Here is a 24,801-nt window from a genome sequence, read left to right on the forward strand (position 1 = left end):
GGCTCAGGCTCCCGCGCCGGCCAGGAGGCGGGTACGCTCCGCTTCCGTGCGCACCACCTCCTCGACAGGGATGTGGAAATCGCGGTGGTAGTTGAAGGTGTGGGCGATCGTCACGGCGAGCAGCGCCACGAAGCCGAGCACGGCCAGCCACCACATGTACCAGATCAGGCCGAAGGCGACGGCCATACTCAGGCCGGCGAGGATGATCCCGGTCGGCGTGTTGCTCGGCATATGGATCGACTTGTAGCCGCCGAGCGGGCGCTGATAGCCACGGCGCTTCATGTCCGACCAGGCGTCGTTGTCATGGATGACCGGCGTGAAGGCGAAATTATAGGCCGGCGGCGGCGACGAGGTCGCCCATTCCAGCGTCCTGCCGTCCCAAGGGTCGCCGGTGGTCTCGCGCAGCTTGTCGCGCCTGAGGATGCTGACGCCGATCTGCACGAGGAAGGCGACGATGCCGAGCAGGATCAGGAAGGCGCCGAAGCCCGCGATGACGAACCAAATCTGCAGGGACGGGTCGTCGAAGACACGCATCCGGCGCGTCACCCCCATCAGGCCCAGGATGTAGAGCGGCATGAAGGCGAACCAGAAGCCCACCACCCAGAACCAGAAGGAGAGCTTGCCCCAGAACGGATCGAGCTTGAAGCCGAAGGCCTTGGGCCACCAGTAGACGATGCCGGCGAAGAGCCCGAACAGCACGCCGCCGATGATGACGTTGTGGAAATGGGCGACCAGGAACAGGCTGTTGTGCAGCACGAAGTCAGCCGGCGGCACCGCCAGCAGCACGCCCGTCATGCCGCCGACCGTGAAGGTCAGCATGAAGGCGAGCGTCCACATCATCGGCAGTTCGAAGCGGATGCGGCCGCGATACATCGTGAACAGCCAGTTGAAAATCTTGGCGCCGGTCGGGATCGAGATGATCATCGTCGTGATCCCGAAGAAGGAATTCACGCTCGCCCCGGAGCCCATCGTGAAGAAATGGTGCAGCCAGACCAGATAGGACAGGATTGTGATGACGACGGTGGCGTAGACCATCGAGGTGTAGCCGAAGAGGCGCTTGCCCGAGAAGGTCGAGGTCACCTCGGAGAAGATGCCGAAGGCCGGCAGGATCAGGATGTAGACCTCCGGATGGCCCCAGATCCAGATCAGGTTCACATACATCATCGGGCTGCCGCCGAAGTCGTTCGTGAAGAAGTTGGTGCCGACATAGCGATCGAGCGAGAGCAGCGCGAGGACCGCCGTCAGCACCGGAAAGGCCGCTACGATCAGGACGTTGGTGCATAGCGACGTCCAGGTGAAGACGGGCATCTTCATCATCGTCATGCCCGGGGCCCGCATCTTCACGATGGTGCAGACGAGGTTGATGCCCGACAGCAGTGTGCCGATGCCTGCGACCTGCAGCGCCCATATGTAATAGTCGACCCCGACATCGGGGCTGTAGCCGATGCCCGAGAGCGGCGGATAGGCGAGCCAGCCGGTGCGCGCGAATTCGCCGACGAAGAGCGACATCATGACGAGGACGGCGCCGGCCGTCGTCATCCAGAAGCTGAAATTGTTGAGGAAGGGGAAGGAGACGTCGCGCGCGCCGATCTGCAGCGGCACGACGAAGTTCATCAGCCCGGTGACCATCGGCATCGCCACGAAGAAGATCATGATCACGCCATGGGCGGTGAAGACCTGGTCGTAGTGATGCGCGGTGAGGTAGCCTTCCGAGCCGTTGAAGGCCATGGCCTGCTGCAGGCGCATCATGATCGCGTCGGCAAAGCCGCGCAGCAGCATGACGAGGCCGAGCACCATGTACATGATGCCGATCTTCTTATGGTCCACGCTGGTGAACCATTCGCGCCAGAGATAGCCCCAGACGCGAAAATAAGTCAGCGCGCCGACAACGACGATGCCGCCAAGCACGACCGCGGCGAAGGTCACGAGCAGGATCGGCTCGTGCAGCGGGAACGACTCCAGCGTCAATCGGCCGAAGATCATCTTGAGGAGAGCGGAAGCGTCAGGCACCGGACTATCTCGCTTCAGGAATTGGATGGGCGGCCCGGGCCGGACAGCAGGAGCGAGTCCAGGCGACGGAGCGAGAGATTGGGCAGTGGCAGGCCGGCACCGCGGATCGCGCTCGCTTTGGGCGGAACCGGCGTCATCGGCGCCGGCGCCCGCGCCTGCATCGCCGCGGCCTCCTCGGTGGTGCAGACGCTGAGCACATAGCTCGGATCTGCGCCGAAGACCGCGCCGCGGCGGGCATATTTGTCGTAGGAGAGCGGCAGCGTATTGGCGATGCCGGCCAGGCCGAGCCCGCCCTTGGCGTCGACGGCGGCCATCTCGTTCATGCACATCTTGCCCGGCTCGACGCACATGTTGAGGATGGCGTTGAAGAGCTTCGGATCGACATTCGTATAGCGGCGCACCGGATCGTTCTCGCTCGGCCGCTCCAGCTGCAGATAACTGGCGCGATCGAGCGTCGCTCCCGCTGCCTTCGCCTGCGCGATCCAGCCGTCGAAATCGGCATCAGTCAGCCCGTGGAAGGCGAAGCGCATGCCGGAGAAGCCGGCGCCGCTATAATTCGCCGAGAAGCCCTGATAGCGGCCGGGCCGGTTGATCACCCCGTGGAGCCGCGTCTGCATGCCGGCCATCGCATAGATCTGGCCGGCGAGCGCGGGGACATAGAAGGAGTTCATCACCGAGGAGGACGTGATGCGGAAGCTGATCGGCCGGTCGACCGGGGCTGCGAGCTCGTTGACGGTCGCCACCCCGTATTCGGGGTAGATGAACAGCCATTTCCAGTCGAGCGCGACGACGTTCACCTCGAGCGGCTTGGCCGCCTGCGGGACGGGACGGCCGGCCGCGATGCGCCCGAGCTGGCGATAAGGATCGAGCAGATGAGTGCCCATCCAGGTCAGCGCGCCCAGGCAGATGATGATCAGCAGCGGCGCCGACCAGATCACCAGTTCGAGCCCGGTCGAGTGATCCCAATCGGGCTCGTAGCGCGCCTCCTTGTTGGAGTGCCGATAGCGCCAGGCGAAGAAGACCGTGAGCGCCATCACCGGTATGATGATCAGCAGCATCAGGATGGTCGAGATGACAACGAGGTCGCGCTGCTGCGCAGCCACATCCCCCGCCGGAGCGAGCACGACGAAATTGCAGCCGCCCAATAGCGCGAGCAGCGGCAGTACGGCGATGATCCGAAAACGGCTCACGGCACCAACCTGTCAGCGTTAATCTGTCAGGATGAGCGCTAGCGGCTGAGCGTCAAGCGGAACATTGGACAATTTGCCCAATCCTCGCCTAGCCTGTCATCAGTCAGAAGTGCATGAGTGAAAAGCGGACTGCCGTCAGGCTACGGGCCGGCGGATCGCCAAACGATGCGAGCTCGGGCGCACATGTCAACCACACCAACGACAGCGGAACGCGACGCCAGGATCATCAACGCGCGCCACGGCGAGATCAATCCGGGCGAGATCGCGATCGGCGTCGTCATCGGCCGGACCTCCGAGTTCTTCGACTTCTTCGTCTATGCGATCGCATCAGTGATCGTGTTCCCCAAGCTCGTCTTCCCCTATTTGGATCCGCTGACCGGCACGCTGTATTCCTTCGCCATCTTCGCCCTGGCCTTCGTGGCGCGCCCGCTCGGCACCGTCATCTTCATGGCCGTCGACCGCGCCTATGGCAAAAGCGCCAAGCTGACGATCGCGCTGTTCCTGCTCGGCACCTCGACCGTGGCCATCGCCTTCCTGCCGGGCTACGAGCAGATCGGCGCGGCCTCGATCTGGCTTCTGGCGCTGGCACGCGTCGGCCAGGGCATCGCGCTTGGCGGAACCTGGGACGGGCTGGCCTCGCTGCTCGCCCTCAACGCCCCCGACAAATATCGCGGCTGGTATGCGATGATCCCGCAGCTCGGCGCGCCGCTCGGGCTGATCGTGGCGAGCGTGCTCTTCGCCTTCTTCGTCGGTAATCTCTCGGCCGAGGATTTCTTCAGCTGGGGCTGGCGCTACCCGTTCTTCGTCGCCTTCGCGATCAATGTCGTGGCCCTGTTCGCCCGGCTGCGCATGGTCGCCACGCCGGACTACCAAAACCTGTTCGAGAACCGCGACCTCCATCCCGCGCGCATCCGCGACACGCTGCGCAGCCAGGGTGGCAGCGTGTTGATCGGCGCCTTCGCGCCGCTGGCGAGCTTTGCCATGTTCCACATGGTCACAGTCTTTCCGCTGTCCTGGGTCTTCCTGTTCACGCAGGAGGGGCCGGCGCGCTTCCTGATCATCGAAGCCGTCGGCGCCGTCTTCGGGATCGCGGCGATCGTCGCCTCCGGCCTGATCGCGGACAGGATCGGGCGGCGTTCCCTGCTCGGCGGCTGCGCGGTGGCGATCGCCGTCTTCAGCGGGTTCGCGCCGCAATTGCTCGATGGCGGCGTGGTCGGCGAGACGGTCTTCATGATCGTCGGCTTCGTGCTGCTCGGCCTGTCCTTCGGCCAGTCCTCCGGCGCCGTCGCCTCGAGCTTCTCGCCGGGCTTTCGCTATACCGGCTCGGCGCTGACCTCGGATCTCGCCTGGCTCTTCGGCGCAGGCTTCGCCCCGCTCGCAGCCCTCTTGCTCTCGACCCAGTTCGGCCTGATTTCCGCGGGCGCCTATCTGCTCTCGGGAGCGGCCTGTACCCTGGTCGCGCTGCGGCTCAACCAGAGATGGGAGAGACGCAAACCCGAGACTCCGCAAGTCTGACGAAGTCGATAATTCGGCGGAACCGCCCGTCTTCGCTTACGAAAAGCCGATTCCGGTCCCAAAATCTTCCCTATATTTGCCTGGATTTGGCCGCACTTCATTCAATCCCGGTTCATGGCGCGGCCTCGACACTGCAGCGCTCTGACTTGTCCTTGCCGGGAGGGCGCAATGCCTGGGCTTCATCTCCTCCGTCTGGCGGTCGTCGCGCTCTGCGTCGCCGTAGGTTTCAGTCCCAGCCACGCCCAGCAGCTGGAAAAGCGGATCGCGCTGGTCATCGGCAACGGCGCCTATCAGGCGAGCCCGCTGGCGACACCCGCCAATGATGCCGGCCTGATCGCACAGACCCTTCAGGCCGCCGGCTTCGACGTCGTCGGCGCGCGCGACCTCGACACCGCGACGCTGCGCGCCTCGCTGCGCGAATTCCTGGACAAGGCTGGTGCCTCCGGGCCAGACACCGTCGCGCTGGTCTATTTCGCCGGGAACGGCGTGCAATTCGAGGGCGAGAACTATCTCGTTCCTGTGGATGCGCGGATCGCGCGCGATACCGATGTGCCGCTCGAGGCGGTTCGGCTGAGCGACCTCACCAAGTCCCTGGCGGCCGTACCGTTGAAGGCGCGCATCGTCGTGCTCGATGCCGCCTATGCCAATGGCTTCGCTAGATCCGGGCAGCCTCTCGCCGGCGGCCTGGCCCTGATGCAGCCGGATGCCGGCACGTTGCTCGCCTTCAACGCCGCGCCAGGCACGATCGGCCCCGACAACAAGGGGCCCTATGGCGCCTATGCGACCGCCCTCTCGGAGATGATCAAGGAAGGCGGCCTACCGCTAGACGACCTGTTCGAGCGCGTCCGCCTGCGCGTCGACGCCCTGACGCATGGCGCCGAACTGCCCTGGCAGGTCTCGCGCGTGCAGGCGCCGTTCCTGTTCTTCGAACGCAGCCAGGCCGCCCCGCAAGCGCAAGCCGTCCGCTTCTCCGAATTGCGCTCCAGGCCGATCCGCGATTTCGATGCCGGCGAGGCTTATCTTGCGGCTTTGACGCGCGACACGATGCGCGGCTATCTCGATTTCCTCGCCGCCTATCCCAGCGACCCGCTCGCCAAGCGCGTGCGCGCCATCGTCGCCGCACGCCGCGAGGCCGCAACCTGGCGCGAGAGCGCCTTCGCCGATACGCCCGATGCCTATTGGTCCTATCTGCGGCGCTATCCGCGCGGCCCCCATGCCTATGATGCGCGCCGCCGCCTCAGCCATTTCGCGGCCGTGCTGGAGCCGCCGGCCGCCTTCGCCATGCTCGCCTATGACGTGCCGCCGCCCCCGCCGGAGGAGATCGTCTATGTCGAGCGCCCGGCCGTCTATTTCGCGGACCCGGTCTACGATCTGCCGCCCCCGCCGCCGGTGCCGGTGTTCTTCCTGCCGCCGCGGCCGGCCTATTTCGTCGACCTGCCGCCGCCCCCGCCGCCCGCCGTCGCCTTCGTGCTGCCGATCCCGGTCTATCATCCGGTTCCGGCCTGGATCGAGCGCCCGGCCTATGTCGCCCCGCCGCCGCTCAATGTCGTCAATGTCAACATCCACAACACGGTGGTGATCAACCAGGCCAATCAGACGGCGATCGTCACCAATCCGGCCGGCCAGCAAGTTGCCCCCATCCCGGCCAATCTGCTGCCGCCGCAGCCGGCCGCGCCCACGCCGGCTCCCGGTAACGGTCCGTCCAATTTCATCCAGGCGCATCCTGTCGCGAGCGCCGCGATAGCCGCCGCAGCCGTCGCATTGCCGGCCGCCGCGGCGCTGCATGGGGCGAGACAGCAAGCAAGACCTTCCGACACTCCAAGACCCGCAAATGCCCCGGGCCAGCCGCCGGTCGCGGCACCCCAGGCAGTCGCGCCGAACCCGGCTGCGCCCGTCAACAACGCCCTGCCCGGCGCTCGCCCCCAGATGCCCGCTCAGGCCGCGCCTGCCCAGGCCGCTCCAGCCGCCAATCTGCAGCCGCATGCGCAGCCGCTGCGCCCCGGCCAAGCGCCGGCCCTGCCCGCCGTTCCGGGCGCGCAACCGCTACCCACTCCCAACGCGCCTGCCACCGCCGGCCGTAACACGCCGCCGCAGACTCCCGGCGTGGCGCAGACGCCCGCCGCTCCTGCCCAGGCGAACCCGCAGGCGCCCCGCCCGGCTGGACAAGCGGCACCGCCTGCCGCCCCTGCCACCATCGCCCGCCCGTCGCCCGCCTCGCCTCCGCAGGCCGCGACAAACGATGCCGCGGCTCAACGCCAACAGCAGGCCGCACAGCAACGCGCTCAACAAGCTGCTCAACAGCAGCAGGCGGCTCAAGCCGCCGCGCAGCAACGCGCCCAGCAAGCCTCTCAGCAACAGCGACAGCAGCAAGCGGCCCAGGCCGCGGCTCAACAACGCGCCCAGCAGGCAGCTCAACAGCAGCACCAACAGCAAGCCGCTCAGGCTGCGGCACAGCAACGTGCCCAACAGGCGGCTCAGCAACGGCAGCAGCAAGCAGCTCAAGCCCAACAGCAGGCTGCCCAGCAACAGCGGCAACAACAGGCAGCCCAAGCCGCAGCGCAGCAGCGGCAGCGGCAGCAGCAAGCGGCTCAAGCCCAACAGCAGGCGACCCAGCAACGCGCCCGGCAGGCGGCTCAGCAAGCCGCCCGTCCGCACCCCGCGCCGCAGCAGCAGAAGCGGCCGAACTGCGGACATCCCGGCGAGCCGGTCTGTCACTGATCAGGTCGAGGGCTTAGAGCGTTTTCGAGCGAAGTGGACACCGGTTCGCTCGCGACAAACGCGAAGCGTTTGCGCGGAGAAAACGCGTTAAAACAAGAATAGCGGGACGCCGGAGGACGCCCCGGCCTCACCCCTCGACCTTGACGCTCCAGCTCATCGCCCGGCTTTCGCCGGGCGCCAGCAGCAGGATGCCGGGCTTCTCCGTGAACTCGCCATCCCAGCCCAGCGGGCTCGCCATGCCGAACCAGGGCTCGATGCAGAGGAAGGGCGCGCCATCGGGCTTCGACCAGATGCCGAGATCGCGATAGCCTTCCCACGAGACCTTGATGGCTCGCGCCGTACGCCCGGCCTCGTCCCTTGCAATGAAGCGGACGGAGCGGCTGGCGAGTGAAGGCAGGATCAGCGCGTCCTTCACGAACAGCTCCGGCGATAGCGGCAGGACACGGCCCTGCAGGGGCAATGGCACCCGCGCATCGAGCAATCCGTCAGTCAGCAGCACGGCGCTCCCCTCCTCCGGCGCACCGAACTCCAAGACATGACGCTCTTTGGGAACGCCGGGCATGAGCGGCCAGTTGAAGGCGGGATGCGCGCCGACGCTGCAGGGCAGCACGACATCGCCCGGATTGGTCACGCGCGTCGTCACGCTCAATGCGCCGTCAGCAATGGCGTAGGTCAATTCGAGGATGAAGCGGAATGGATAGATGGCTTGCGTCTGCGCATTCTCGGTCAGGCGCAGCACCGCACGCGCCTCGCTTCGCTCGACCCAGTCGAACAGGCTGTCACGTGCAAAGCCGTGCTGGGTCAGGTGATAGTCGCGACCCTGATGCCGCAGCCGGCCTTCCGCCAGCCGCCCGACGATCGGGAACAGCACCGGCGAGTGACGCGGCCATTGCGGCCCGGCCTGCCAGAGGAGCTCGCCCTCCTCCACGCCCAGCAAGCTGACCAGCTCGGCGCCGTCCGGCTTGATCGTCGCCGACAATGCCGCGTCGCCGATGCTGTGGCTTGCTTGCGAGGGTTGCATGCTGGTCTCTCCGGTTCTCGACGGACGGGCGCGCATCTGGCGCAGACGCAGCATTCCTAAGCCATCCCGGAAGAACTCGGCTACTCTGCCGCCGGCATCGCATGATTGCAGGCATGGCTTGCGATCGGAGACATGGAGCTTTGCGGGGAGAGATGGGCACGGTTCGCTACGAGACGGAAAACGGCATCGCCCGGCTGGTCCTCGACCAGCCGCAGAAGATGAACGCGATGAGCTATGAGATGTGGGCGAGCCTGCCGGGCCTCGTCGCCCGCGCGGAGGCCGACCGCGAGGTCCGCGCCATCGTCGTCGCTGGCGAAGGCGGGCGCGCCTTCTGCGCCGGCGCCGACATCTCGCAATTCGGCGAGAAGCGCGACAGCGCCACCGAAACCCGGGCCTATGACGAAGCCTATCTGCAAGGCTGCGCCGCGCTGGTCCATGCCGCCAAGCCGACGATCGCGCTCATTCGCGGCATCTGCTTCGGCGGTGGCTTCGGCCTGGCGATGAGCTGTGATCTCAGATTGGCACGGGCCGATTCGCGCTTCCGCGTTCCCGCCGCGCGGCTCGGCCTCGGCTATGCCTATGAGGGCGTGCGCATGCTGGTGGCCAAGCTCGGCTTCGGCCCAGCCTCCGACCTCCTGCTCAGCGCCCGGATCATCGCCGGCGAGGAGGCGCTGCGCCTGGGCGTCGTCACCGCGCTCTGGGGCGCGGACAGCTTCGAGCAAGAGGCCTGCGACTACCTCGCGCGGATCGCCGGCAATGCACCGCTGACCTTGCGCGCCCTCAAACATGCACTGAGCGAACTCGCCCGCCCGGAGAGCGAGCGGGACATCGCCGCTGTCGAGGCCTCCATCGCGGCCTGCTTCAGCAGCGCCGATTATCGCGAGGGCCAGCGCGCCTTCAAGGAGAAGCGCGAGCCGGCCTTCACCGGGGAATAGAGCCCCGGAACGACAGCCATCGCGCCATCGCAACAAGGACCAATCGCATGGATCTGAAACTGACCGGCCGCCGCGTCCTGATCACTGGCGGCTCGAAAGGCATCGGCGCAGCCTGCGCGACAACCTTCCTGGCAGAGGGCTGCTCCGTGGTCCTCGTCGCGCGCGACACTGAGCGCCTCGCGGCCACGGCGGCGGCCCTCGGCGAGGCCAACCGCGTCGCAAGCTGCGCCGCCGATCTCTCGGTCGCGGCTGAGCGCGAGCGCGTCGCAGCCAGCTACCCCGATATCGACATCCTGGTGAACAATGCCGGCGCGATCCCCGGCGGCGGACTGCTCGACCTGTCCATGGAAACTTGGGAACAGGCCTGGGCGCTGAAGGTGACGGGCTATATCCATCTGACCAAGCTCTATCTGGCGGGGATGAAGCAGCGGAAGGCCGGCATCATCGTCAACATCATCGGCGGAGCCGGGCGCAGCCCGCGCTACGACTATGTCTGCGGCGGCACCGGCAACGCCGCCCTGATGGCCTTCACCAGCGCAATCGGCGGAAAATCGGTCGATTGGGGCGTGCGCGTCTTCGGCATCAACCCTTCGCAGACCCGCACCGACCGCATCATCTCGCTCAGCAAGCGGCGCGCTGCGACCTCGCTTGGCGACGAAGCCCGCTGGGAGGAGATGCTGACGAACCTGCCATTGGACCGATTGATCGAGCCCGAGGAGATCGCCAACGCCGCCGCCTTCCTGGCCTCGCCGGCCTGCGGCTATGTCAGCGGTACCGTGCTCGATGTCGATGGCGGCGGGGCTTTTCGGGCGTGACGCTCTCCTCGTCATTGCGAGGAGCATTGGCGACGAAGCAATCCAGCGGGACGTCGAACCCTGCCGCTCCTGGATTGCTTCGTCGCTTTGCTCCTCGCAATGACGGCAAAGACGGCGCCTTCGAGACCCGTTTCGCGGCTCAATACTCGGCGTAGATCTCGATGATATTGTCCTCGGGATCGCGAAAGAACAGCGTGCGGTGACGCCAATTGGACAGATCCGTCGGCTCCCTCAGGATCGGCACGCCCTTGGCGACCAGTTCCGTATGGCAGGCATCGACAGCGGGAGGGGCCACGCGAAAGGCAAGCTGAACCGCCGCCGATCCGGGCAGTGTCTTGCCATCGTCGCAGACGCTCCAAACGCCGCGCGGCCGCAGCGCAAGCAACGCGGCGCCGACACGAAAGCTGACCCAGTTCTCAAGATCGATCTCGATCGGAAACTGCATGATGTCGCGGTAAAATGCGCGCGTTTGCGCCATCCTGCTGCACAGGATGACGGTGTAATCGAGGTTACCTATCCCGCCCAGGCTCACTACCATGCTCCTTGATCTGGGGGGTCAGCCGACGCGGTTCAGGCGCCCGCCTGTCAGCGGCTGCGGCGCGCCGGTCGTGCCGGGCAAGCTGAGCGGCAGCCCCTTGACCGAGCGGATCGCGAGATAGGCGAAGGTCTGGGCTTCCAGCGCATCGCCGTCCCAGCCCGCCGCCTCGACAGGCTCGACGGGAACGCCGAGGCGGCTCGCGAGCCGCGCCATGAAATGCCGGTTCAGCCGTCCGCCGCCCGTGACGAGCCAGCGCTTGGGCACGCCAGGCACATGGCGCAGCGAGGCGACGACGCTCTCGATGGTGAAGGCGGCGAGCGTGGCGGCGCCATCGGCATCCGGCAAGGTCTCGACCACCTGGGCGCGGCGGTGGAAATCATTGCGATCGAGCGATTTCGGTGCGGGACGGGCGAAATAGGGGTTCTGCATGAAGACCTCGACCAGATCCTGCCGCACCTGCCCGCTCGCTGCGAGCGCGCCGTCCGCGTCGTAGCTGCGGCCCTGCCGGCGCAGCACGAAATCATCGAGGATCGCGCTTGCCGGGCCGGTGTCGAAGGCGATCACGGTCTCGCCGTCGATATAGGTGACGTTGCCGACGCCACCGAGATTCAGGACCATGACTGGCTGCTCCAGCGCCTGCGCCAGCGCCCGGTGGTAGAGCGGCGCGAAGGGGGCGCCCTCTCCACCCGCCGCGACATCGGCGTAGCGGAAGCGATCGACGGTGGCGATGCCAAGTGCCTGCGCCACCGCCGGCCCATCGATGAGTTGGCGGGTGAAGCGCTGTTCGGGCCGGTGATAAACGGTCTGGCCGTGCAGGCCGACGAGATCGATTCTGGCGGGATCGAGCTTTTGCTCAGCGATGAAGCGCTCGACCGCGGCGAGATGATCGGCGGTCACCGCCGCCTCGAGCTCAATCAGCGGTTCGGTCAGCGCGCGCTCGGCCTCAGCGACCAGTGCCTGCAATTCACGCCGGGTGCTGTCGCGATAAGGGTAGGAGGCGCCGGCGCCGAAGCGCGGCGTGTGCTGGCCGTCGCTGCTGACGATCGACACGTCGATACCGTCCATCGAGGTGCCGCTGATGACGCCGATGGCGGTGAGGGTGGTCTTGTCGTCCAGCGTCACTATGTTCGCCATCCTCGGTCACGAACGCGGCGTCATCCCGGACCCGGGGGCGACTTGTCCGGGATGACGCCGCGGTTTCCACAAGCGTCATTCCAGAATCAAGCGCCTCAATCCCCCGGCTGGGCGCCCTCATAGCCGCCGATGATGACAAGATCGGATTTGCCGGCCTGGGCGAGGTACTTCACCGCCTCCTGGTATTCCGGCGAATCGTAGCAGGCACGCGCCGTCGCCTCGTCCTTGAACTCGAGGACGACGTTGTGCTTGCGACCCTCACCGCGGGCGAGCTTGTAGTCGCCGCCGCGCACCAGGAACTTCGCGCCGTATTTGGCGAAGGCGATCGCGTTCAGCGCGCGGTAGCTGTCATAGGCGGCGGTGTTCTCGACATCGACACGCGCGATCCAATAGCCCTTCGCCATGGCTTCAGACCCCCTCGACCACGACGATGTCGAGTTCGCCGGCGCCTTCGCGCAGCTTGCGCGCCTCGGCATATTCCGGCGAGTTGGCATAGGCCTTGGCGGAGGCGAAATCGGCGAATTCGAGCACGATATTGCGGGCCCGGCCCTCGCCCTCGGCCACCGTCATCTGGCCGCCGCGCACAAGCGGCGTGCCGCCATATTGTTTGATCGCTTCGGAAGCCTTGGCGGCATAGGCCGCCCATTTGGTCGCGTCGGTAACCTTGGCGCGCGCCACGACATATCCCTTGGGCATTTCCGTATCCGTCTCTGCGTGGTTCGGTTGAAGCGCGAGCTTATGAGGCCGCGGCGATCTCGTCCATGATCGCGGCAGCCGCTCCACGCGGGTCTGCCGCGCGGATGATGGGACGCCCGATGACAAGGTGGTCGACGCCGGCGCGGATCGCCTCGCCCGGCGTCAGCGTCCGTTTCTGGTCACCTGCGGCGCTCCCGGCCGGGCGGATGCCTGGCGTCACGATCAGCATGTCGGCGCCGACGACGTCGCGCACGATCTCGGTCTCGGCAGCGGAACAGACGATGCCGTCGATACCGGTGGTGCGGGCCTGCTCGGCGCGCAGGCGCACGAGGTCGCGCACGGCGAGCCCATAACCGGCATCGCGCAGATCGCCATCGTCATAGGAGGTCAGGGCCGTGACCGCGAGAAGCTTCAACGCGGCTTCCGCCCGCCCCTCGACCGCGCCGCGCATGGTCTGCGGATAGGCGTGCACGGTGAGGAAATCGACGCCAAGATTGCTCAGCGACTGCACGCCTTCCGTCACCGTATTGCCGATGTCGTGCAGCTTCAGGTCGAGAAAGACCTTCTTGCCCTCGGCCACCAGTTGCTGGGTGAGCTGCAGGCCGCCAGCGAAGGCGAGTGCGTAGCCGATCTTGTAGAAGCTCGCCTCGTCGCCGAGCTGCGAGACGATGCGATAAGCGTCCCAGATCGTCGGCACATCGAGCGCGACGATCATGCGGTCGCGGATATCGTTGATCTTCTGCGTCATTGGCCAGCCACCTCCTCCATCGCGCGCCAGGCGTGGTGCACGATTCGTGTCGCGGCGTCGAATGCGAAAAGATTGCCACCCCCGCCAGGCTGATCCCGTTTGCGCGCTATCGGCTCCGCCCCGAGATGGCAGAGAAGCAATGTGCCGACGCCGCCATGCCCGACGAACAGGACATCCCCCTCGCCCGGTTCAGCCAGCACGGCCTCGACCTCGGCCACGATCCGCGTCTGCGCATCGACCGCCCGCTCCCAGCCGCGAATGCTGAGCGTCGGCGAGGCGAAGAACGCGTCGGCCATCGCCTCGAACTCCGGCGGCGGCAGATAGCCGGTCGCCGAGCGGTCATTCTCGTGCATGGCGTGGCGGATTTCGACGGCAATGCCGAGCACTGAGGCAATGCATTGCGCCGTCTCGATCGCCTTGCGTTCGGCGGACGATACGATCCGGCGCGTGGCGCGCAGCAACGGCGCGCCTGCAAACGCCTGCGTTCGCGCCAGGCCAAGTGGCGACAAGCCCCAATCGGGCACGGGAACCGCAGGGTCGATCTGGACCTGCGGGTGGCTCAGATAGCGCGCGGTCGCCATGCCCACGCTCAAGCCGCGTCGCGCATCACCTGCTGGAACACCTGCGCCCAGACATCGCCTGTCTGCGCGCCGGAGACCGCGAGCTTGCCGTCGATGATGAAGAAAGGCACGCCGGTGACGCCGACCTTCTGGGCGTGAGCCTCCAGCCCGATAATGGTCTCGCGCAATTCGTCATTGGCGAGCTCGTCGCGGGCAGCCTGCTCGTCAAAACCCTGCTCGACTGCGATCTCGACCAGCGTCTCAAGATTGCCGATGTCGCGGCCTTCCTGGAAATAGGCCTTGAACAGCGCCGCCGTCATGTCGCTGCCACGCTGCACGGTCGAGGCGGCGGCGATCAACATATGCGCCATGCGCGTGTTCACGCTCCTGGTGACCTTGGCCCAGTTGAAGGTGATGCCGCTTTCGAGCGCCGCCTCCGAGAGCCTGACCTCGATCTCCTTGCGCTTGCCTGGGCCGAACTTGGCGTCGAGATAGGCCGTACGGTCCATCCCTTCCGCCGGCATGTCCGGGTTCAGCTCATAGGGCAGCCAGGTGATGGCGACACGGTCGGTGAGGCCATGCGCCTCGAGCGCCTTTTCCAGCCGCGCCTTGCCGACGAAGCACCAGGGGCAAACGACGTCGGAGACGATCGCAATGGGCATCTTCTCTTGCATGGCAGTGTCCTTCCATGGCCGCACGCTGGCGGTTCTATGCGTCAGGCCGGCGGGTAGCGGTGAAGCTCACCATGGCGATCCTCGGCGAAGGCCTCCGCGCCGGGCGTCTCGCAGCCCGAGAGAAAGGCGGGGCCGACCGGAATCTTGCCCGCCCCACCCGGGATGTCGAGGATATAGGTCGGCTGGCACAGCCCTGAAAGATGGCCCCTCAGGCTTTTGACCAGCGCCTGCCCCTCTTCCAGCGAAAGCCGGAACTGCGCGGTGCCGGGCGCGAGATCGGGATGGTGCAGGTAATAGGGCTTCACCCGGTTCTCGACGAAGGCGCGCATCAGCGCACCAAGCGTCTCGACATCGGCGTTGACGCCCTTGAGCAGCACGCTCTGGCTGATCAGCACATGGCCGGCCTCATTGAGGCGGGCGAGCGCCGTGCGGGCCGCATCAGTGAATTCGCGCGGGTGGTTGGCATGGACCGCGATGTAGCTCGCCTTGCCGGAGACACGAAGCGCACGGGCATAGTCTGCCGTGACTCGCTCGGGCTGGACCATCGGCACGCGGGTATGCCAGCGCGCGACCTTGATATGCGCGATGCCGGCGAGCCGCGCCGCGATCTCGCGGACACGCCTGGCGGAGAGGATCAGGGGATCGCCACCCGTCATGATGACCTCCCAGATATCGGGCCGGGAGGCGAGATAGGCCAGCGCTGCGTCGAGCTTCTCTCCGGTCAGCGCGTCCCCGCCCGGCCCGACCATCTCGCGGCGGAAGCAGAAGCGGCAATAGACCGGACAGGCATGGACAAGCTTGAGCAAGGCGCGATCGGGATAGCGATGCACCACGCCCTCGACCGGCGAATGCGCCTCGTCGCCGATGGGATCGGCCAGTTCCTGCGGCAAGGTGACGAGCTCGGCCGCGTCGGGCACGAATTGCCGCGCGATCGGGTCGGCCGGGTCGGCGGGGTCGATCAGAGCCGCCATGGCCGGCGTTACGGAGACGGCGTAGCGCCGGGCGACGGCATCGAGCCCGTCACGCTTTTCGGGCGCGACGAGCCCCTGCGCGATCAGCGCATCGATGCTGCGCATGGGCGTATGGGCGTTCATGCCTGCCTCCTGCCCGGTTCCGCCACCGGCGTCCAGAGCACATCCTCGATCCGCCGCGCGCCGGTGCAGAGCATCACCAGCCGGTCGAAGCCAAGCGCGATGCCCGAAGCCGGTGGCATCTGCGCGAGCGCGGCCAGGAAATCCTCGTCGACCGGATAGCGTTCGCCATAGATGCGCGCCTTCTCGTCCATATCGGCCTCGAAACGCCGGCGCTGTTCGGCCGGGTCGGTGAGTTCGCCGAAGGCGTTGGCGAGTTCGACGCCACAGGCATAAAGCTCGAAGCGCTCGGCAATCCTGCCATCGCCGGGCTTGGGCCGCGCCAGGGCGGCCTCGGAAATCGGATACTCGCACAGGATCGTGGCACGGCCTCGACCGAGATACGGCTCGATCCGTTCGGACAGGACGCGGCTGAAGATGTCGGACCAGCTATCGTCTTCCGCCAGCCTGATGCCGGCTGCGATGGCGGCTCCGGCAAGCGCAGCGCGATCGGTCGCGCCATCCGGCTTGATCGTCGCCAGCAGATCGATACCGGCATGGCGGACGAAGGCGTCTTGCAAGGTCAAGCGCTCAGGCTCGGCAAAGGGATCGGCCTCCACGCCGCGCCATTGCAGCAATGTGGCGCCTGCCGCCCGCGCGGCCTCGGCCAGCAACGCGGCGCTGTCGGCCATCAAAGTCTCATAGTCCTCGCCAGCCCGGTACCATTCCAGCATCGTGAATTCGGGATGATGCAGCGCCGTGCGCTCGCGGTTACGGAAGACGCGGGCGAAATCGAAGATCCGGCGCTCACCTGCCGCCAGCAGCTTCTTGGCGGCGAATTCGGGCGAGGTGTGCAGGTAATAGGGGTGACCCGCGCCGGCATCGTCGATCAAGACCGTCGCGAAGCCGTGCAGATGCGTCTCGTTGCCAGGCGAGAGCTGCAGGATCGCCGCCTCGACCTCGACGAAATCGCGCACCTCGAACCAGTGCCGGAGCGCCGCCTTGATGCGCCCGCGCGCCAACAGGGCGTGCCGCCGGTCCGCATGGATGTCCGGCCGCCAGAAGGTCGGAGCTGCGTCTTTCATAGGATCTCGGGTCAAAGCGTCTGACAGCTTCCGTTTCGGCGACGAATGCGGTAGTTGCGCGGCAACGAATTTCGAATAGCGCGCGAAGGCGCCGCGCACCAGCAAGGACATCTCACGTGGTCAAGGTCATCGCTTCATCCGTCCGCAAGGGTAACGTGCTCGAACTCGACGGGCATCTCTGCTCGGTTCTCTCGGCCGAGAGCTTCTTCCCCGGCAAGGGCACACCGACGACGCAGATCGACATGCGCCGGATCCATGACGGCACCAAGATGACGCAGCGCTATAAGACGACCGAGCAGGTCGAGCGCGCCTATGTCGAGGATCGCGACTACACCTATCTCTACCAGGACGGCGAGCAATACGTCTTCATGAACCCCGAGACCTTCGACCAGATCAACGTCGACGGCGACGTGGTCGGCGACATGGCGCCTTATCTCCAGGAAGGCATGAAAGTCTCGCTCTCGGTGTTCGAGGAGAAGGCAGTCTCGATCGAGCTGCCGCAGCGCGTCGTCGTCGAGGTCGCGGAGACCGAGCCCGTGACCAAGGGCCAGACCGCCTCGTCCTCCTACAAGCCCGCGATCCTGGTCAACGGCGTGCGCACCGCCGTGCCGCCCCATATCGGTCCTGGCGTCCGCATCGTGGTGATGACGGCCGACGGCTCCTATGTCGAGCGCGCCAAGGATTGATCTGGGCTAGGTTTGTTTGCGGCCAACCCCTGTAAAAGGCGCCGCAGCGATCGATCCTAAAAGTTGAGAGCATTGCTCCAGCGAAAAACCGGTACCCACTTTTTCGTGCAATGCTCTATATCCGCGATGCGACGGGCCCATCCGGGCCCGTTTTCGTATCCGAGGATAATCGCATGCCCATGACCGCCCGCACCGCCGCGCTTGCCGGCTTCACCCAGACGCTCAAGGCACTCGACGCCATCCTCGACAAGACGGTCGCGCAGGCCACCGAGCGCAAGATCGACCCTGCGGTTCTGCTGTCGTCGCGGCTGTCGCCCGACATGCTGCCCTTCACGCGCCAGATTCAGCTCGCCTGCGATTTCGCCAAGAATGCGGCGGCACGGGTCAGCGGGGCCGAGAATCCGAAATTTCCCGACGAAGAGACCACCGTCCCCGAGCTCAAGGCGCGTATCGCCAAGGTGCTGGCCTTCGTCGCAAACACCGATGATGCAGCGCTGGATGCCGGCCTCGCCAAGGATGTGACCTTCCCGCGCGGCCCGTCGGCGACGGTGACGATGAAGGGCGAGACCTACCTCACGCGCTTTGCCGTGCCGAACTTCTATTTCCACGCCACGACCGCCTATGCGATCCTGCGCGAGAACGGCATCCAGATCGGCAAGAGCGACTTCCTGCACGGCGTTCTCGACGCCTGATCTATAGCGGGAGGGCAAGATGAAGCCGCGCGATGCAACGCGGATCGAGCGCGCCACGGCCGACGACGCCGCCGAGATCGCCGAGCTCTATCTTGCCTCCCGCACTGATGCCCTGCCGTTCCTGCGTCGCGTCCACAGCGACGCGCAGACGCGCTGCTGGATCGCCGACACGCTTTTGGCGACGCGCGAAACCTGGATCGCCAGATCGGGGCAGAGCATCGTCGGCGTCCTCGCCTTGCAGGGCGAGGATCTCGACCAGCTCTACCTGCTGCCAGGCTGGTATCGCCGCGGCATCGGTTCGCTGCTGCTCGCCAAGGCCAAGGAGCTGAGCCCCACACGGCTCACGCTGTTCACCTTCCAGCGCAATGCCCGCGCCCGCGCCTTCTACGAAGCTCATGGCTTCCATATCGTCGAGATGGGCGACGGGACAGGCAATGAGGAGGGCGAACCGGACATCCTCTATGAATGGCGCCCGAATCGAAGCTGATGCGCGCCCTTGAAACCGCCGCATTGCTCTCCCATATAGGGATCACGGCGATGTCGAGGGCGTTCCACTGTCCTCCAGCGCCGGTGAAGACGGCCATGAGCCGAACGTTTGACGCCGGATGTACGCGCAGCCGTTCAGGACATGGCCGTTGGTTCTTCCAGGGCCCGTAGCGGATATCCGCTGCGGGTCTTTTCGTATCAGCCCCGCAGAAACTCGTTGTTCAACCGCTCCTCGCCGAGCGTGCTCGCCGGGCCGTGGCCGGGCAGGAACTGGACGTCGTCGCCGAGCGGCAGGAGCTTGGCCTTGATGCCGGCGATCAGCGTCTCGTGGCTGCCATAGGGAAAATCGGTGCGGCCGACCGAGCCGGCGAAGACCGTATCGCCCGCCAGCAGGAAGCGCAGATCCTTCTGGAAGAAGGTGACATGGCCCGGCGTATGCCCCGGCACATGCTGGACGGAGAAGGCGACCTCCCCGACCGTGACCTCATCGCCCTCAGTGAGCCAGCGCGTCGGCGTCACCGGCCTGATGCCGCGCATGTCGAAGCGCAGGCCCGAAGCCGGCAGATCGTCGAGCAGGAACTTGTCCGCCTCATGGGGACCGATGACCGGCACCGACAAGGCGTCGGCGAGATCGGCCGCGCCGCCGGCATGGTCGATATGGCCATGCGTCAACCAGATCGCGACGGGCGTCACCGAAAGCTCGCCCAAGGCGCGCTGGATCTGCGGGACGTCGCCGCCGGGATCGACGATCGCAGCCTGCATCGTCTTGGTGCACCAGACGATCGAGCAATTCTGCTGGAAGGGCGTCACCGGCACGACGGCGATGCTGAGCGGGGCGGTCGTATCGCTAGTCATCCATCAATCCCGTGGCTGCTCAAATCAAAAACCGGCCGTGACATATCGCAGAGCCGCAGTGCGACAGCCATACTCCAAATGCCGCCCTGCCCAAACCCATTCGCCGCGGTGCGTTTCGAGGGCGAGGCGATTGCGAGGCGAATTGGGATGCACGATGAGGCACCGGGCCGGGCCCAGTCACAGCATTTTAGCAAAAGCAGCTAAGTTTCCGGCTCTCAGATAGGGCAGGCTATCCGCCATGGTACGGGATCGCACAGAACGGGATTATCGCGCTCGGGTGGCGCGTGCGGTTGCGGCTATCATCGGCAATCCGATGGCCGAGCTGCATCTCGACGACCTGGCACGCCTCGCGCATTTCTCGCCTTTCCATTTTCACCGCGTCTACGCCGGCGTGGTGGGTGAGACGGTGACCGCCACGCTCCGTCGCGTCCGGCTAGCTCTCGCGACACGCCTCCTGACCAGTTCCGATGACAGCGTCACGCAAGTGGCGCTGACTGTCGGCTATGACAGCCCGCAAGCCTTCACCCGTGCCTTTCACCAGTTCACCGGGCAGTCGCCGCGTGCATTCCGGCAGCAGATGAGGCGCTCGATCCTCACTGTCGACGGGGCGGTCGATAGCGACGACGCAGCCACGCCGACCGTGAAGATCGTCGAACGACCGGCGCAGCGGTTGCATGTGCTGCGCCATGTCGGGTCGTTCGCGACCATTCCTCACACGCACCGGCAGCTGCGTCTGCGCGCCGGCACGCGAGCCATCTCGGAGAAATGGGGCGCCTCCTTCGGCAATCCTCGATATGCCGACCGTTTCAGATACTACGCCGCCATCGCCTCGCCCGATCCCTGGCCAGAGGGTTCCGAAGTCGAAACGCTCGAGCTTCCAGGCGGCCGCTATGCCGTGCATCGGCTGGTGGGTCCGTATACCCGCATCAACGCCGCCGCACAGGCCATCTACACAAGGTGGATGCCGGGCAGCGGCTACGAGCCCGACGACCGGCCAACGCTGGAGCATTATCTCGATACGTCGTCGCGCGGGATCGCACCCGCCGCCCTGCGCACCGACCTGTTCATCCCCGTCCGCAACGCGAGCACGTCATGAATCTCCGCCGTCTGTTCCCCTGCATCGCCCTTTGCCTTGCGGCCTCACTGGCACAGGCAGCCGGGTTCAAAGCCGTCGACATCCCTGCCGAAGGCGCACTCCAGCCGCTCAAAGGAGCGGTCTGGTATCCATGCAGCCAGCAGCCGAGCGAGATGCGGTTTGGGCCTTTCGCCATGTCCGTCAGCATGAACTGCCCGCTCGGGGGTGAGAAGCGTCCGCTCATCGTGATCTCGCATGGCCGGACCGGCAGCTTCCTGGGACATCGCGATACGGCCGAAGCCCTGGCCGGCGCCGGCTTCATCGTCCTCGCCATCAATCACCCCGGCGACACCAGCCGGGACAAGAGCCGAACCGACGAGTTCTCGGTCTTCGTCGAGCGGCCGGCCGACATCAAGCGCGCGGTCGACTACATGCTCGGCTCATGGCCCGATGCGGCCTGGATCGACGCCGGACGGATCGGATTCTTCGGCTTCTCCCGGGGCGGCTATACCGGGCTCGTCGCCATCGGCGCCAATCCGTCTTTCGGCAAGCGCCTGAGACTCTGCGAGGGCAAGAGCGACCCGCTCTGCGAGCAGGTCCATGCGGGAAAACTTCCTGAGCTCAGCCATGATCCACGCATCAAGGCGGCCGTCATCGCCGACCCGCTCAGCGTCTTCTTCACGGAAGAGAGCTTCAGGAATGTGCGGGTGCCGGTTCAGCTCTGGGGCTCCGAGCGCGGCGGCGACGGCGTGACCCCGGCCAGCGTCGTTGGCATAGCCAGCCTGCTGCCGACGAAATCCGATTTCCGCACCGTGCCGGGCTCCCAGCATTTTTCCTTCCTGCCGCCCTGCCCGGTAGAGCTTGCCCAATCGGCTGCCGATGTCTGCAGCGATCAGCCCGGTTTCGACCGGGCCGCTTTCCATGCCGATTTCAACGCCAGTGTGCTCGCCTTCTTCAAGGCGCAGCTCGGCTAGAGGCTGCTATGAACCACGAGGCCGATAGACCGAAGGCCAGTCAGCGCTTGCCGCAGCGATTGGCGAGCAGCACGCGATATTCGGCAAGCTCGGAATCCATCAAGCCGACATTCTGTTCGCGCTGGGCGCCGCTCTGGCAGGTCGCGAAGACCGAGCGCGCGCTCTGCAGGAAGCCGACATGCTCGCGCCAGGTCCGGCACTGCGTCGCCTGATCGGCCGTCGCGACCACCTGCAATCGCGTCAGCTGGCGGCGCAGCGCGCCTTCGTTCTGGAACAGGTCGCGCGAGCAGGTCGCGGGCGCACCCGCCCGCCCCTGCGCCATCGCCTCGCCTGCCGTGGCGAGCACGGCAAATCCGAGGCATGCGGCGGCAAGACCCCTCATCCGAGGTTCAGCTCCTTGAAGAAGTCGTTGCCCTTGTCGTCGATGACGATGAAGGCCGGAAAATCCTCGACCTCGATGCGCCAGACCGCCTCCATCCCGAGCTCGGGATATTCCAGGACCTCGACCTTCTTGATGCAATCCTGCGCAAGCCGTGCGGCGGGACCGCCGATCGAGCCGAGATAGAAGCCGCCATGCGTCTTGCAGGCTTCCCGAACCGCGGCGGAACGGTTGCCCTTGGCGAGCATCACCATCGAACCGCCGAAGGACTGGAACTGGTCGACGAAGGAATCCATCCGGCCGGCCGTGGTCGGCCCAAACGAGCCCGAGGCCATGCCCTCGGGCGTCTTGGCCGGGCCGGCGTAATAGACCGGGTGATTCTTGAAATAATCGGGCATGCCTTGCCCGGTCTCGAGCCGTTCACGGATCTTGGCATGGGCCGAGTCGCGCGCCACGATGATCGTGCCGGTCAGAGAGAGCCGGGTCTTGACCGGATATTGCGACAGCGTCTTGAGAATCTCGCTCATCGGCCGGTTGAGATCGACCTTCACGACATCGCCGCCGAGCGAAGCATCCTCGACCTCGGGCAGGTACTTGGCCGGGTTGGTCTCCAGCGCCTCGAGATAGATGCCGTCCCTGGTGATCTTGCCCTTGGCCTGGCGATCGGCCGAGCAGGAGACGCCGAGCCCGATCGGCAGCGAGGCGCCATGGCGCGGCAGGCGAATGACGCGGACGTCATGGCAGAAATACTTGCCGCCGAACTGTGCGCCGACGCCGAGCGACTGCGTCAGCTTGTGGACCTCCTCCTCCATCTCAAGATCGCGGAAGGCATGTCCGGAGGGCGAGCCCTTGGTCGGCAGCGCGTCGAGATATTTCGTCGAGGCGAGCTTGACGGTCTTGAGGTTCTGCTCGGCCGAGGTGCCGCCGATGACGATGGCGAGATGGTAGGGCGGGCAGGCGGCAGTGCCCAGCGTCAGGATCTTCTCCTTCAGGAACGCCATCATGCGGTCCTTGGTCAGGAGCGAGGGCGTCGCCTGGAACAGGAAGGTCTTGTTGGCGGAGCCGCCACCCTTGGCGACGAAGAGGAATTTGTAGGCGGAGTCGTTAGGACCTTGGCCCTCGGCATAGATGTCGATCTGCGCCGGCAGGTTGGTCGCGGTGTTCTTCTCCTCGAACATCGAGAGCGGAGCGACCTGGGAATAGCGCAGATTGCGCTTGAAATAAGCATCGGCGACGCCTTCGCCGAGCGCCGCCTCGTCATCGCCATCGGTCCAGATTTTGCGGCCCTTCTTGCCCATGATGATCGCCGTGCCGGTGTCCTGGCACATCGGCAGCACGCCGCCGGCCGAGATATTGGCGTTCTTCAGGAGGTCATAGGCGACGAACTTGTCGTTCGAGGTCGCCTCGGGATCGTCGAGGATTTTCGCCAGCTGGGCGAGATGGCCCGGCCGCAGCAAATGGTTGATGTCGATGAAGGCCTGCTCGCTGAGCTGGCGGATCGCCTCGCGCGAGACCGTCAGAACCTCGCGATCGCCGAGTTTCTCGACCGAGACCCCTTCGCTGCCGAGCTTGCGATAAGGCGTGGCGTCGTCGCCGAGCGGGAAGAGATCGACATGCGTATAGGCCATGGACGGAGGCTCCGAGGCGGGTTGGCGCGCCACGCTCAGAACCAGCTCAGCGCAACGCCATTGTGCATGGCGTCATAGCGGCTTGGCGCGCGCTGTCCAAGCCTAGAGGCTGTTAGGGACTCTGGCTTCAAATGGTTCCAGTCAGGCCGCCTTAGCGGCCGACTCCGCCAGGATCGCGTAGATCGCGGCCGGGTCGCGGGCCTTGCGGATCTGCTCCAGCACGGCATGGTTGCGCAGCACGCGAGCAACGCGGGCGAGCGCCTTGAGATGGTCGGCGCCGGCGCCCTCGGGCGCGATCAGCACGAAGATGATGTCGACGGGCTGGCCGTCCAGCGCATCGAAATCGACCGGCTTTTCGGCCCGGGCGAACAGCCCGACCAGCCTGTCGATGCCGGGCATGCGTCCATGGGGAATCGCGATGCCATCGCCAATACCGGTGGAACCGAGGCGCTCGCGTTGAAGCAGCGCCTCGAAGAGCTCGCGCTCGGGCAAGCCGGTGATCATCGCCGCGTGTTGGGCGAGTTCCTGTAGCGCCTGCTTCTTGCCATTGGCCCGCAGCGGCGAAATCACCGCAGCCGGTGTCAGAAGATCGATCAGCGTCATGCGCCAGTCCATGCATGTCCCGTGCCGGGCCGGAGAGCCATGCAGCGCGGGTCAGATTTGAAAGCCGGGGAGCCTCCCGCTGGCCTTACGACAGCGACGCCGGGGGATCGATCCACCCGATATTGCCGTCGCGCCGGCGGTATACGACGTTCATCCGGCCATTGCCAGCATGGCGGAAGATGACGACGGGAGCGCCGGTCAAATCGAGTTCGGCGACAGCGTCGCCAACCGTCATGACATGGAAGGATTTAGTGGCTTCGGCCACGATAACCGGGTGATCTCCGGCCATATCGAGCTCGATCTCCTCGAGATCGTCGTCCGGCGCCGCAATCACATAGCTGGGGATTTCGATGCCGGCCTCGCGGCCATTGGTCGAAGCCGAGCGGTCCTTCAAGCGACGCTTGTAACGACGCAGCCGTTTCTCGATGCGTTCGGCCATCTTGTCGAGGCTGGCATAGGCGTCATGCGCCGTACCCGAGGCCTCGAGCGTGATCCCGGAGGACAGATGCAGCACGCCGTCGGTCTTGAACGCCGTGCCGTCCTTGGCGACGGTGACGTGACCTTGATAGCCGCCCTCGTAATATTTGCTGAGCGCGGCCGCGACGCGGGTCTCGGCCTGGCCGCGAAGGGCCTCGCCGACATCGAGATTCTTGCCGGAGATTCGCAAGCTCATGGAGTGCTTCCCCTTATGTAGCCATGGCCAGTAGTCGGCCA

At 65.9% G+C, this 24,801-nt stretch carries 26 protein-coding genes; 9 read left to right on the forward strand and 17 right to left on the reverse strand.

Translation table 11 applies throughout. The features are described from left to right. Positions 1 to 3: 3 nt before the first annotated feature. Both cyoB and cyoA read right to left on the reverse strand, forming a co-directional pair. Entirely contained in the window at positions 4 to 1,983 is a 1,980-nt protein-coding gene (gene cyoB / locus J2Y55_RS23980) for a cytochrome o ubiquinol oxidase subunit I (protein ID WP_404979025.1), read from the reverse strand. Positions 1,984 to 2,024: 41 nt separating this feature from the next. Beyond that, positions 2,025 to 3,200: a ubiquinol oxidase subunit II gene (cyoA, locus tag J2Y55_RS23985; protein ID WP_310158558.1), complete on the reverse strand. Its 1,176-nt coding sequence runs from the start codon at positions 3,198 to 3,200 to the stop codon at positions 2,025 to 2,027. Between the two features lie 183 nt (positions 3,201 to 3,383). On the opposite strand from cyoA, the gene J2Y55_RS23990 reads away from it, so the two are divergent. Continuing rightward, positions 3,384 to 4,715: an MFS transporter gene (locus J2Y55_RS23990; RefSeq protein ID WP_310158559.1), complete on the forward strand. Its 1,332-nt coding sequence runs from the start codon at positions 3,384 to 3,386 to the stop codon at positions 4,713 to 4,715. Positions 4,716 to 4,883: 168 nt separating this feature from the next. Further along, positions 4,884 to 7,433, forward strand: coding sequence for a caspase family protein (locus J2Y55_RS23995; protein ID WP_310158561.1), 2,550 nt, complete (start codon positions 4,884 to 4,886; stop codon positions 7,431 to 7,433). 127 nt (positions 7,434 to 7,560) lie between these two features. Here J2Y55_RS23995 and J2Y55_RS24000 read toward each other — a convergent pair whose 3' ends face one another. Continuing rightward, positions 7,561 to 8,454, reverse strand: coding sequence for an aldose 1-epimerase family protein (locus J2Y55_RS24000; RefSeq protein ID WP_310158562.1), 894 nt, complete (start codon positions 8,452 to 8,454; stop codon positions 7,561 to 7,563). 152 nt (positions 8,455 to 8,606) lie between these two features. Here J2Y55_RS24000 and J2Y55_RS24005 point away from each other — a divergent pair, with 152 nt between their 5' ends. Both J2Y55_RS24005 and J2Y55_RS24010 read left to right on the forward strand, forming a co-directional pair. After that, entirely contained in the window at positions 8,607 to 9,389 is a 783-nt protein-coding gene (locus tag J2Y55_RS24005; RefSeq protein ID WP_310158563.1) for an enoyl-CoA hydratase, read from the forward strand. Positions 9,390 to 9,436: 47 nt separating this feature from the next. Then, positions 9,437 to 10,204, forward strand: a complete 768-nt coding sequence (locus J2Y55_RS24010; protein WP_310158565.1) for a short-chain dehydrogenase/reductase — start codon at positions 9,437 to 9,439, stop codon at positions 10,202 to 10,204. A gap of 139 nt (positions 10,205 to 10,343) precedes the next feature. Here J2Y55_RS24010 and J2Y55_RS24015 read toward each other — a convergent pair whose 3' ends face one another. From J2Y55_RS24015 to epmA, 9 genes are all read right to left on the reverse strand, one after another. Continuing rightward, positions 10,344 to 10,736, reverse strand: a complete 393-nt coding sequence (locus J2Y55_RS24015) for a VOC family protein (RefSeq protein WP_310158566.1) — start codon at positions 10,734 to 10,736, stop codon at positions 10,344 to 10,346. Positions 10,737 to 10,760: 24 nt separating this feature from the next. Then, a complete protein-coding gene (locus J2Y55_RS24020; protein WP_310158570.1) occupies positions 10,761 to 11,864 on the reverse strand; it encodes an anhydro-N-acetylmuramic acid kinase in 1,104 nt (367 codons plus the stop codon). Between the two features lie 107 nt (positions 11,865 to 11,971). Then, positions 11,972 to 12,280 (reverse strand): DUF1330 domain-containing protein, encoded by a 309-nt coding sequence (locus J2Y55_RS24025; protein ID WP_310158572.1) that lies wholly within the window; start codon positions 12,278 to 12,280, stop codon positions 11,972 to 11,974. Positions 12,281 to 12,284: 4 nt separating this feature from the next. Continuing rightward, entirely contained in the window at positions 12,285 to 12,572 is a 288-nt protein-coding gene (locus J2Y55_RS24030; RefSeq protein ID WP_092170381.1) for a DUF1330 domain-containing protein, read from the reverse strand. A gap of 40 nt (positions 12,573 to 12,612) precedes the next feature. Continuing rightward, complete coding sequence (gene pyrF / locus J2Y55_RS24035; protein WP_310158575.1) at positions 12,613 to 13,320, reverse strand: orotidine-5'-phosphate decarboxylase; 708 nt, start codon at positions 13,318 to 13,320, stop codon at positions 12,613 to 12,615. Then, positions 13,317 to 13,901, reverse strand: a complete 585-nt coding sequence (locus J2Y55_RS24040; RefSeq protein ID WP_310158577.1) for a histidine phosphatase family protein — start codon at positions 13,899 to 13,901, stop codon at positions 13,317 to 13,319. Before J2Y55_RS24040 ends, pyrF begins: the two co-directional genes overlap by 4 nt. Positions 13,902 to 13,909: 8 nt before the next feature. Continuing rightward, positions 13,910 to 14,554 (reverse strand): DsbA family oxidoreductase, encoded by a 645-nt coding sequence (locus J2Y55_RS24045; RefSeq protein ID WP_310158580.1) that lies wholly within the window; start codon positions 14,552 to 14,554, stop codon positions 13,910 to 13,912. A 41-nt stretch (positions 14,555 to 14,595) separates the two neighbouring features. Continuing rightward, a complete protein-coding gene (locus J2Y55_RS24050) occupies positions 14,596 to 15,648 on the reverse strand; it encodes a lysine-2,3-aminomutase-like protein (protein ID WP_310158582.1) in 1,053 nt (350 codons plus the stop codon). Next, positions 15,645 to 16,709, reverse strand: a complete 1,065-nt coding sequence (epmA, locus tag J2Y55_RS24055) for an EF-P lysine aminoacylase EpmA (RefSeq protein WP_310158584.1) — start codon at positions 16,707 to 16,709, stop codon at positions 15,645 to 15,647. Before epmA ends, J2Y55_RS24050 begins: the two co-directional genes overlap by 4 nt. 116 nt (positions 16,710 to 16,825) lie before the next feature. On the opposite strand from epmA, the gene efp reads away from it, so the two are divergent. The 3 genes from efp to J2Y55_RS24070 all read left to right on the forward strand — a co-directional run bounded on the left by efp (position 16,826) and on the right by J2Y55_RS24070 (position 18,574). After that, positions 16,826 to 17,395, forward strand: coding sequence for an elongation factor P (gene efp / locus J2Y55_RS24060; RefSeq protein ID WP_092170397.1), 570 nt, complete (start codon positions 16,826 to 16,828; stop codon positions 17,393 to 17,395). 173 nt (positions 17,396 to 17,568) lie between these two features. Further along, on the forward strand, positions 17,569 to 18,087 hold the full coding sequence (locus J2Y55_RS24065; RefSeq protein ID WP_310158585.1) for a DUF1993 domain-containing protein: 519 nt from the start codon (positions 17,569 to 17,571) through the stop codon (positions 18,085 to 18,087). 19 nt (positions 18,088 to 18,106) lie between these two features. Then, complete coding sequence (locus tag J2Y55_RS24070) at positions 18,107 to 18,574, forward strand: GNAT family N-acetyltransferase (RefSeq protein ID WP_310158587.1); 468 nt, start codon at positions 18,107 to 18,109, stop codon at positions 18,572 to 18,574. 197 nt (positions 18,575 to 18,771) lie between these two features. Here the strand turns inward: J2Y55_RS24070 and J2Y55_RS24075 are convergent, their stop codons facing one another. Next, positions 18,772 to 19,428, reverse strand: coding sequence for an MBL fold metallo-hydrolase (locus J2Y55_RS24075; protein ID WP_310158589.1), 657 nt, complete (start codon positions 19,426 to 19,428; stop codon positions 18,772 to 18,774). Positions 19,429 to 19,666: 238 nt separating this feature from the next. Here J2Y55_RS24075 and J2Y55_RS24080 point away from each other — a divergent pair, with 238 nt between their 5' ends. After that, positions 19,667 to 20,524 carry an AraC family transcriptional regulator gene (locus tag J2Y55_RS24080; RefSeq protein ID WP_310158590.1) on the forward strand — a complete coding sequence of 286 codons (858 nt, stop codon included), beginning with the start codon at positions 19,667 to 19,669 and terminating at the stop codon, positions 20,522 to 20,524. Next, complete coding sequence (locus J2Y55_RS24085; RefSeq protein ID WP_310158591.1) at positions 20,521 to 21,477, forward strand: alpha/beta hydrolase family protein; 957 nt, start codon at positions 20,521 to 20,523, stop codon at positions 21,475 to 21,477. Before J2Y55_RS24080 ends, J2Y55_RS24085 begins: the two co-directional genes overlap by 4 nt. 40 nt (positions 21,478 to 21,517) lie before the next feature. Here the strand turns inward: J2Y55_RS24085 and J2Y55_RS24090 are convergent, their stop codons facing one another. From J2Y55_RS24090 to hpf, 4 genes are all read right to left on the reverse strand, one after another. Further along, entirely contained in the window at positions 21,518 to 21,859 is a 342-nt protein-coding gene (locus tag J2Y55_RS24090) for a hypothetical protein (protein WP_310158592.1), read from the reverse strand. Beyond that, the gene (locus J2Y55_RS24095) at positions 21,856 to 23,484 is read right to left on the reverse strand and encodes a fumarate hydratase (protein WP_310158593.1); all 1,629 of its coding nucleotides are present in this window, start codon (positions 23,482 to 23,484) and stop codon (positions 21,856 to 21,858) included. Before J2Y55_RS24095 ends, J2Y55_RS24090 begins: the two co-directional genes overlap by 4 nt. 141 nt (positions 23,485 to 23,625) lie before the next feature. After that, positions 23,626 to 24,087 (reverse strand): PTS IIA-like nitrogen regulatory protein PtsN, encoded by a 462-nt coding sequence (gene ptsN / locus J2Y55_RS24100; RefSeq protein ID WP_092171438.1) that lies wholly within the window; start codon positions 24,085 to 24,087, stop codon positions 23,626 to 23,628. An 85-nt stretch (positions 24,088 to 24,172) separates the two neighbouring features. After that, the gene (gene hpf / locus J2Y55_RS24105; protein WP_069689898.1) at positions 24,173 to 24,760 is read right to left on the reverse strand and encodes a ribosome hibernation-promoting factor, HPF/YfiA family; all 588 of its coding nucleotides are present in this window, start codon (positions 24,758 to 24,760) and stop codon (positions 24,173 to 24,175) included. Between the last annotated feature and the right edge of the window lie 41 nt (positions 24,761 to 24,801).

It is taken from the genome of Allobosea sp. BE125 (genome assembly GCF_031456075.1).
Classification (GTDB): domain Bacteria; phylum Pseudomonadota; class Alphaproteobacteria; order Rhizobiales; family Beijerinckiaceae; genus Allobosea.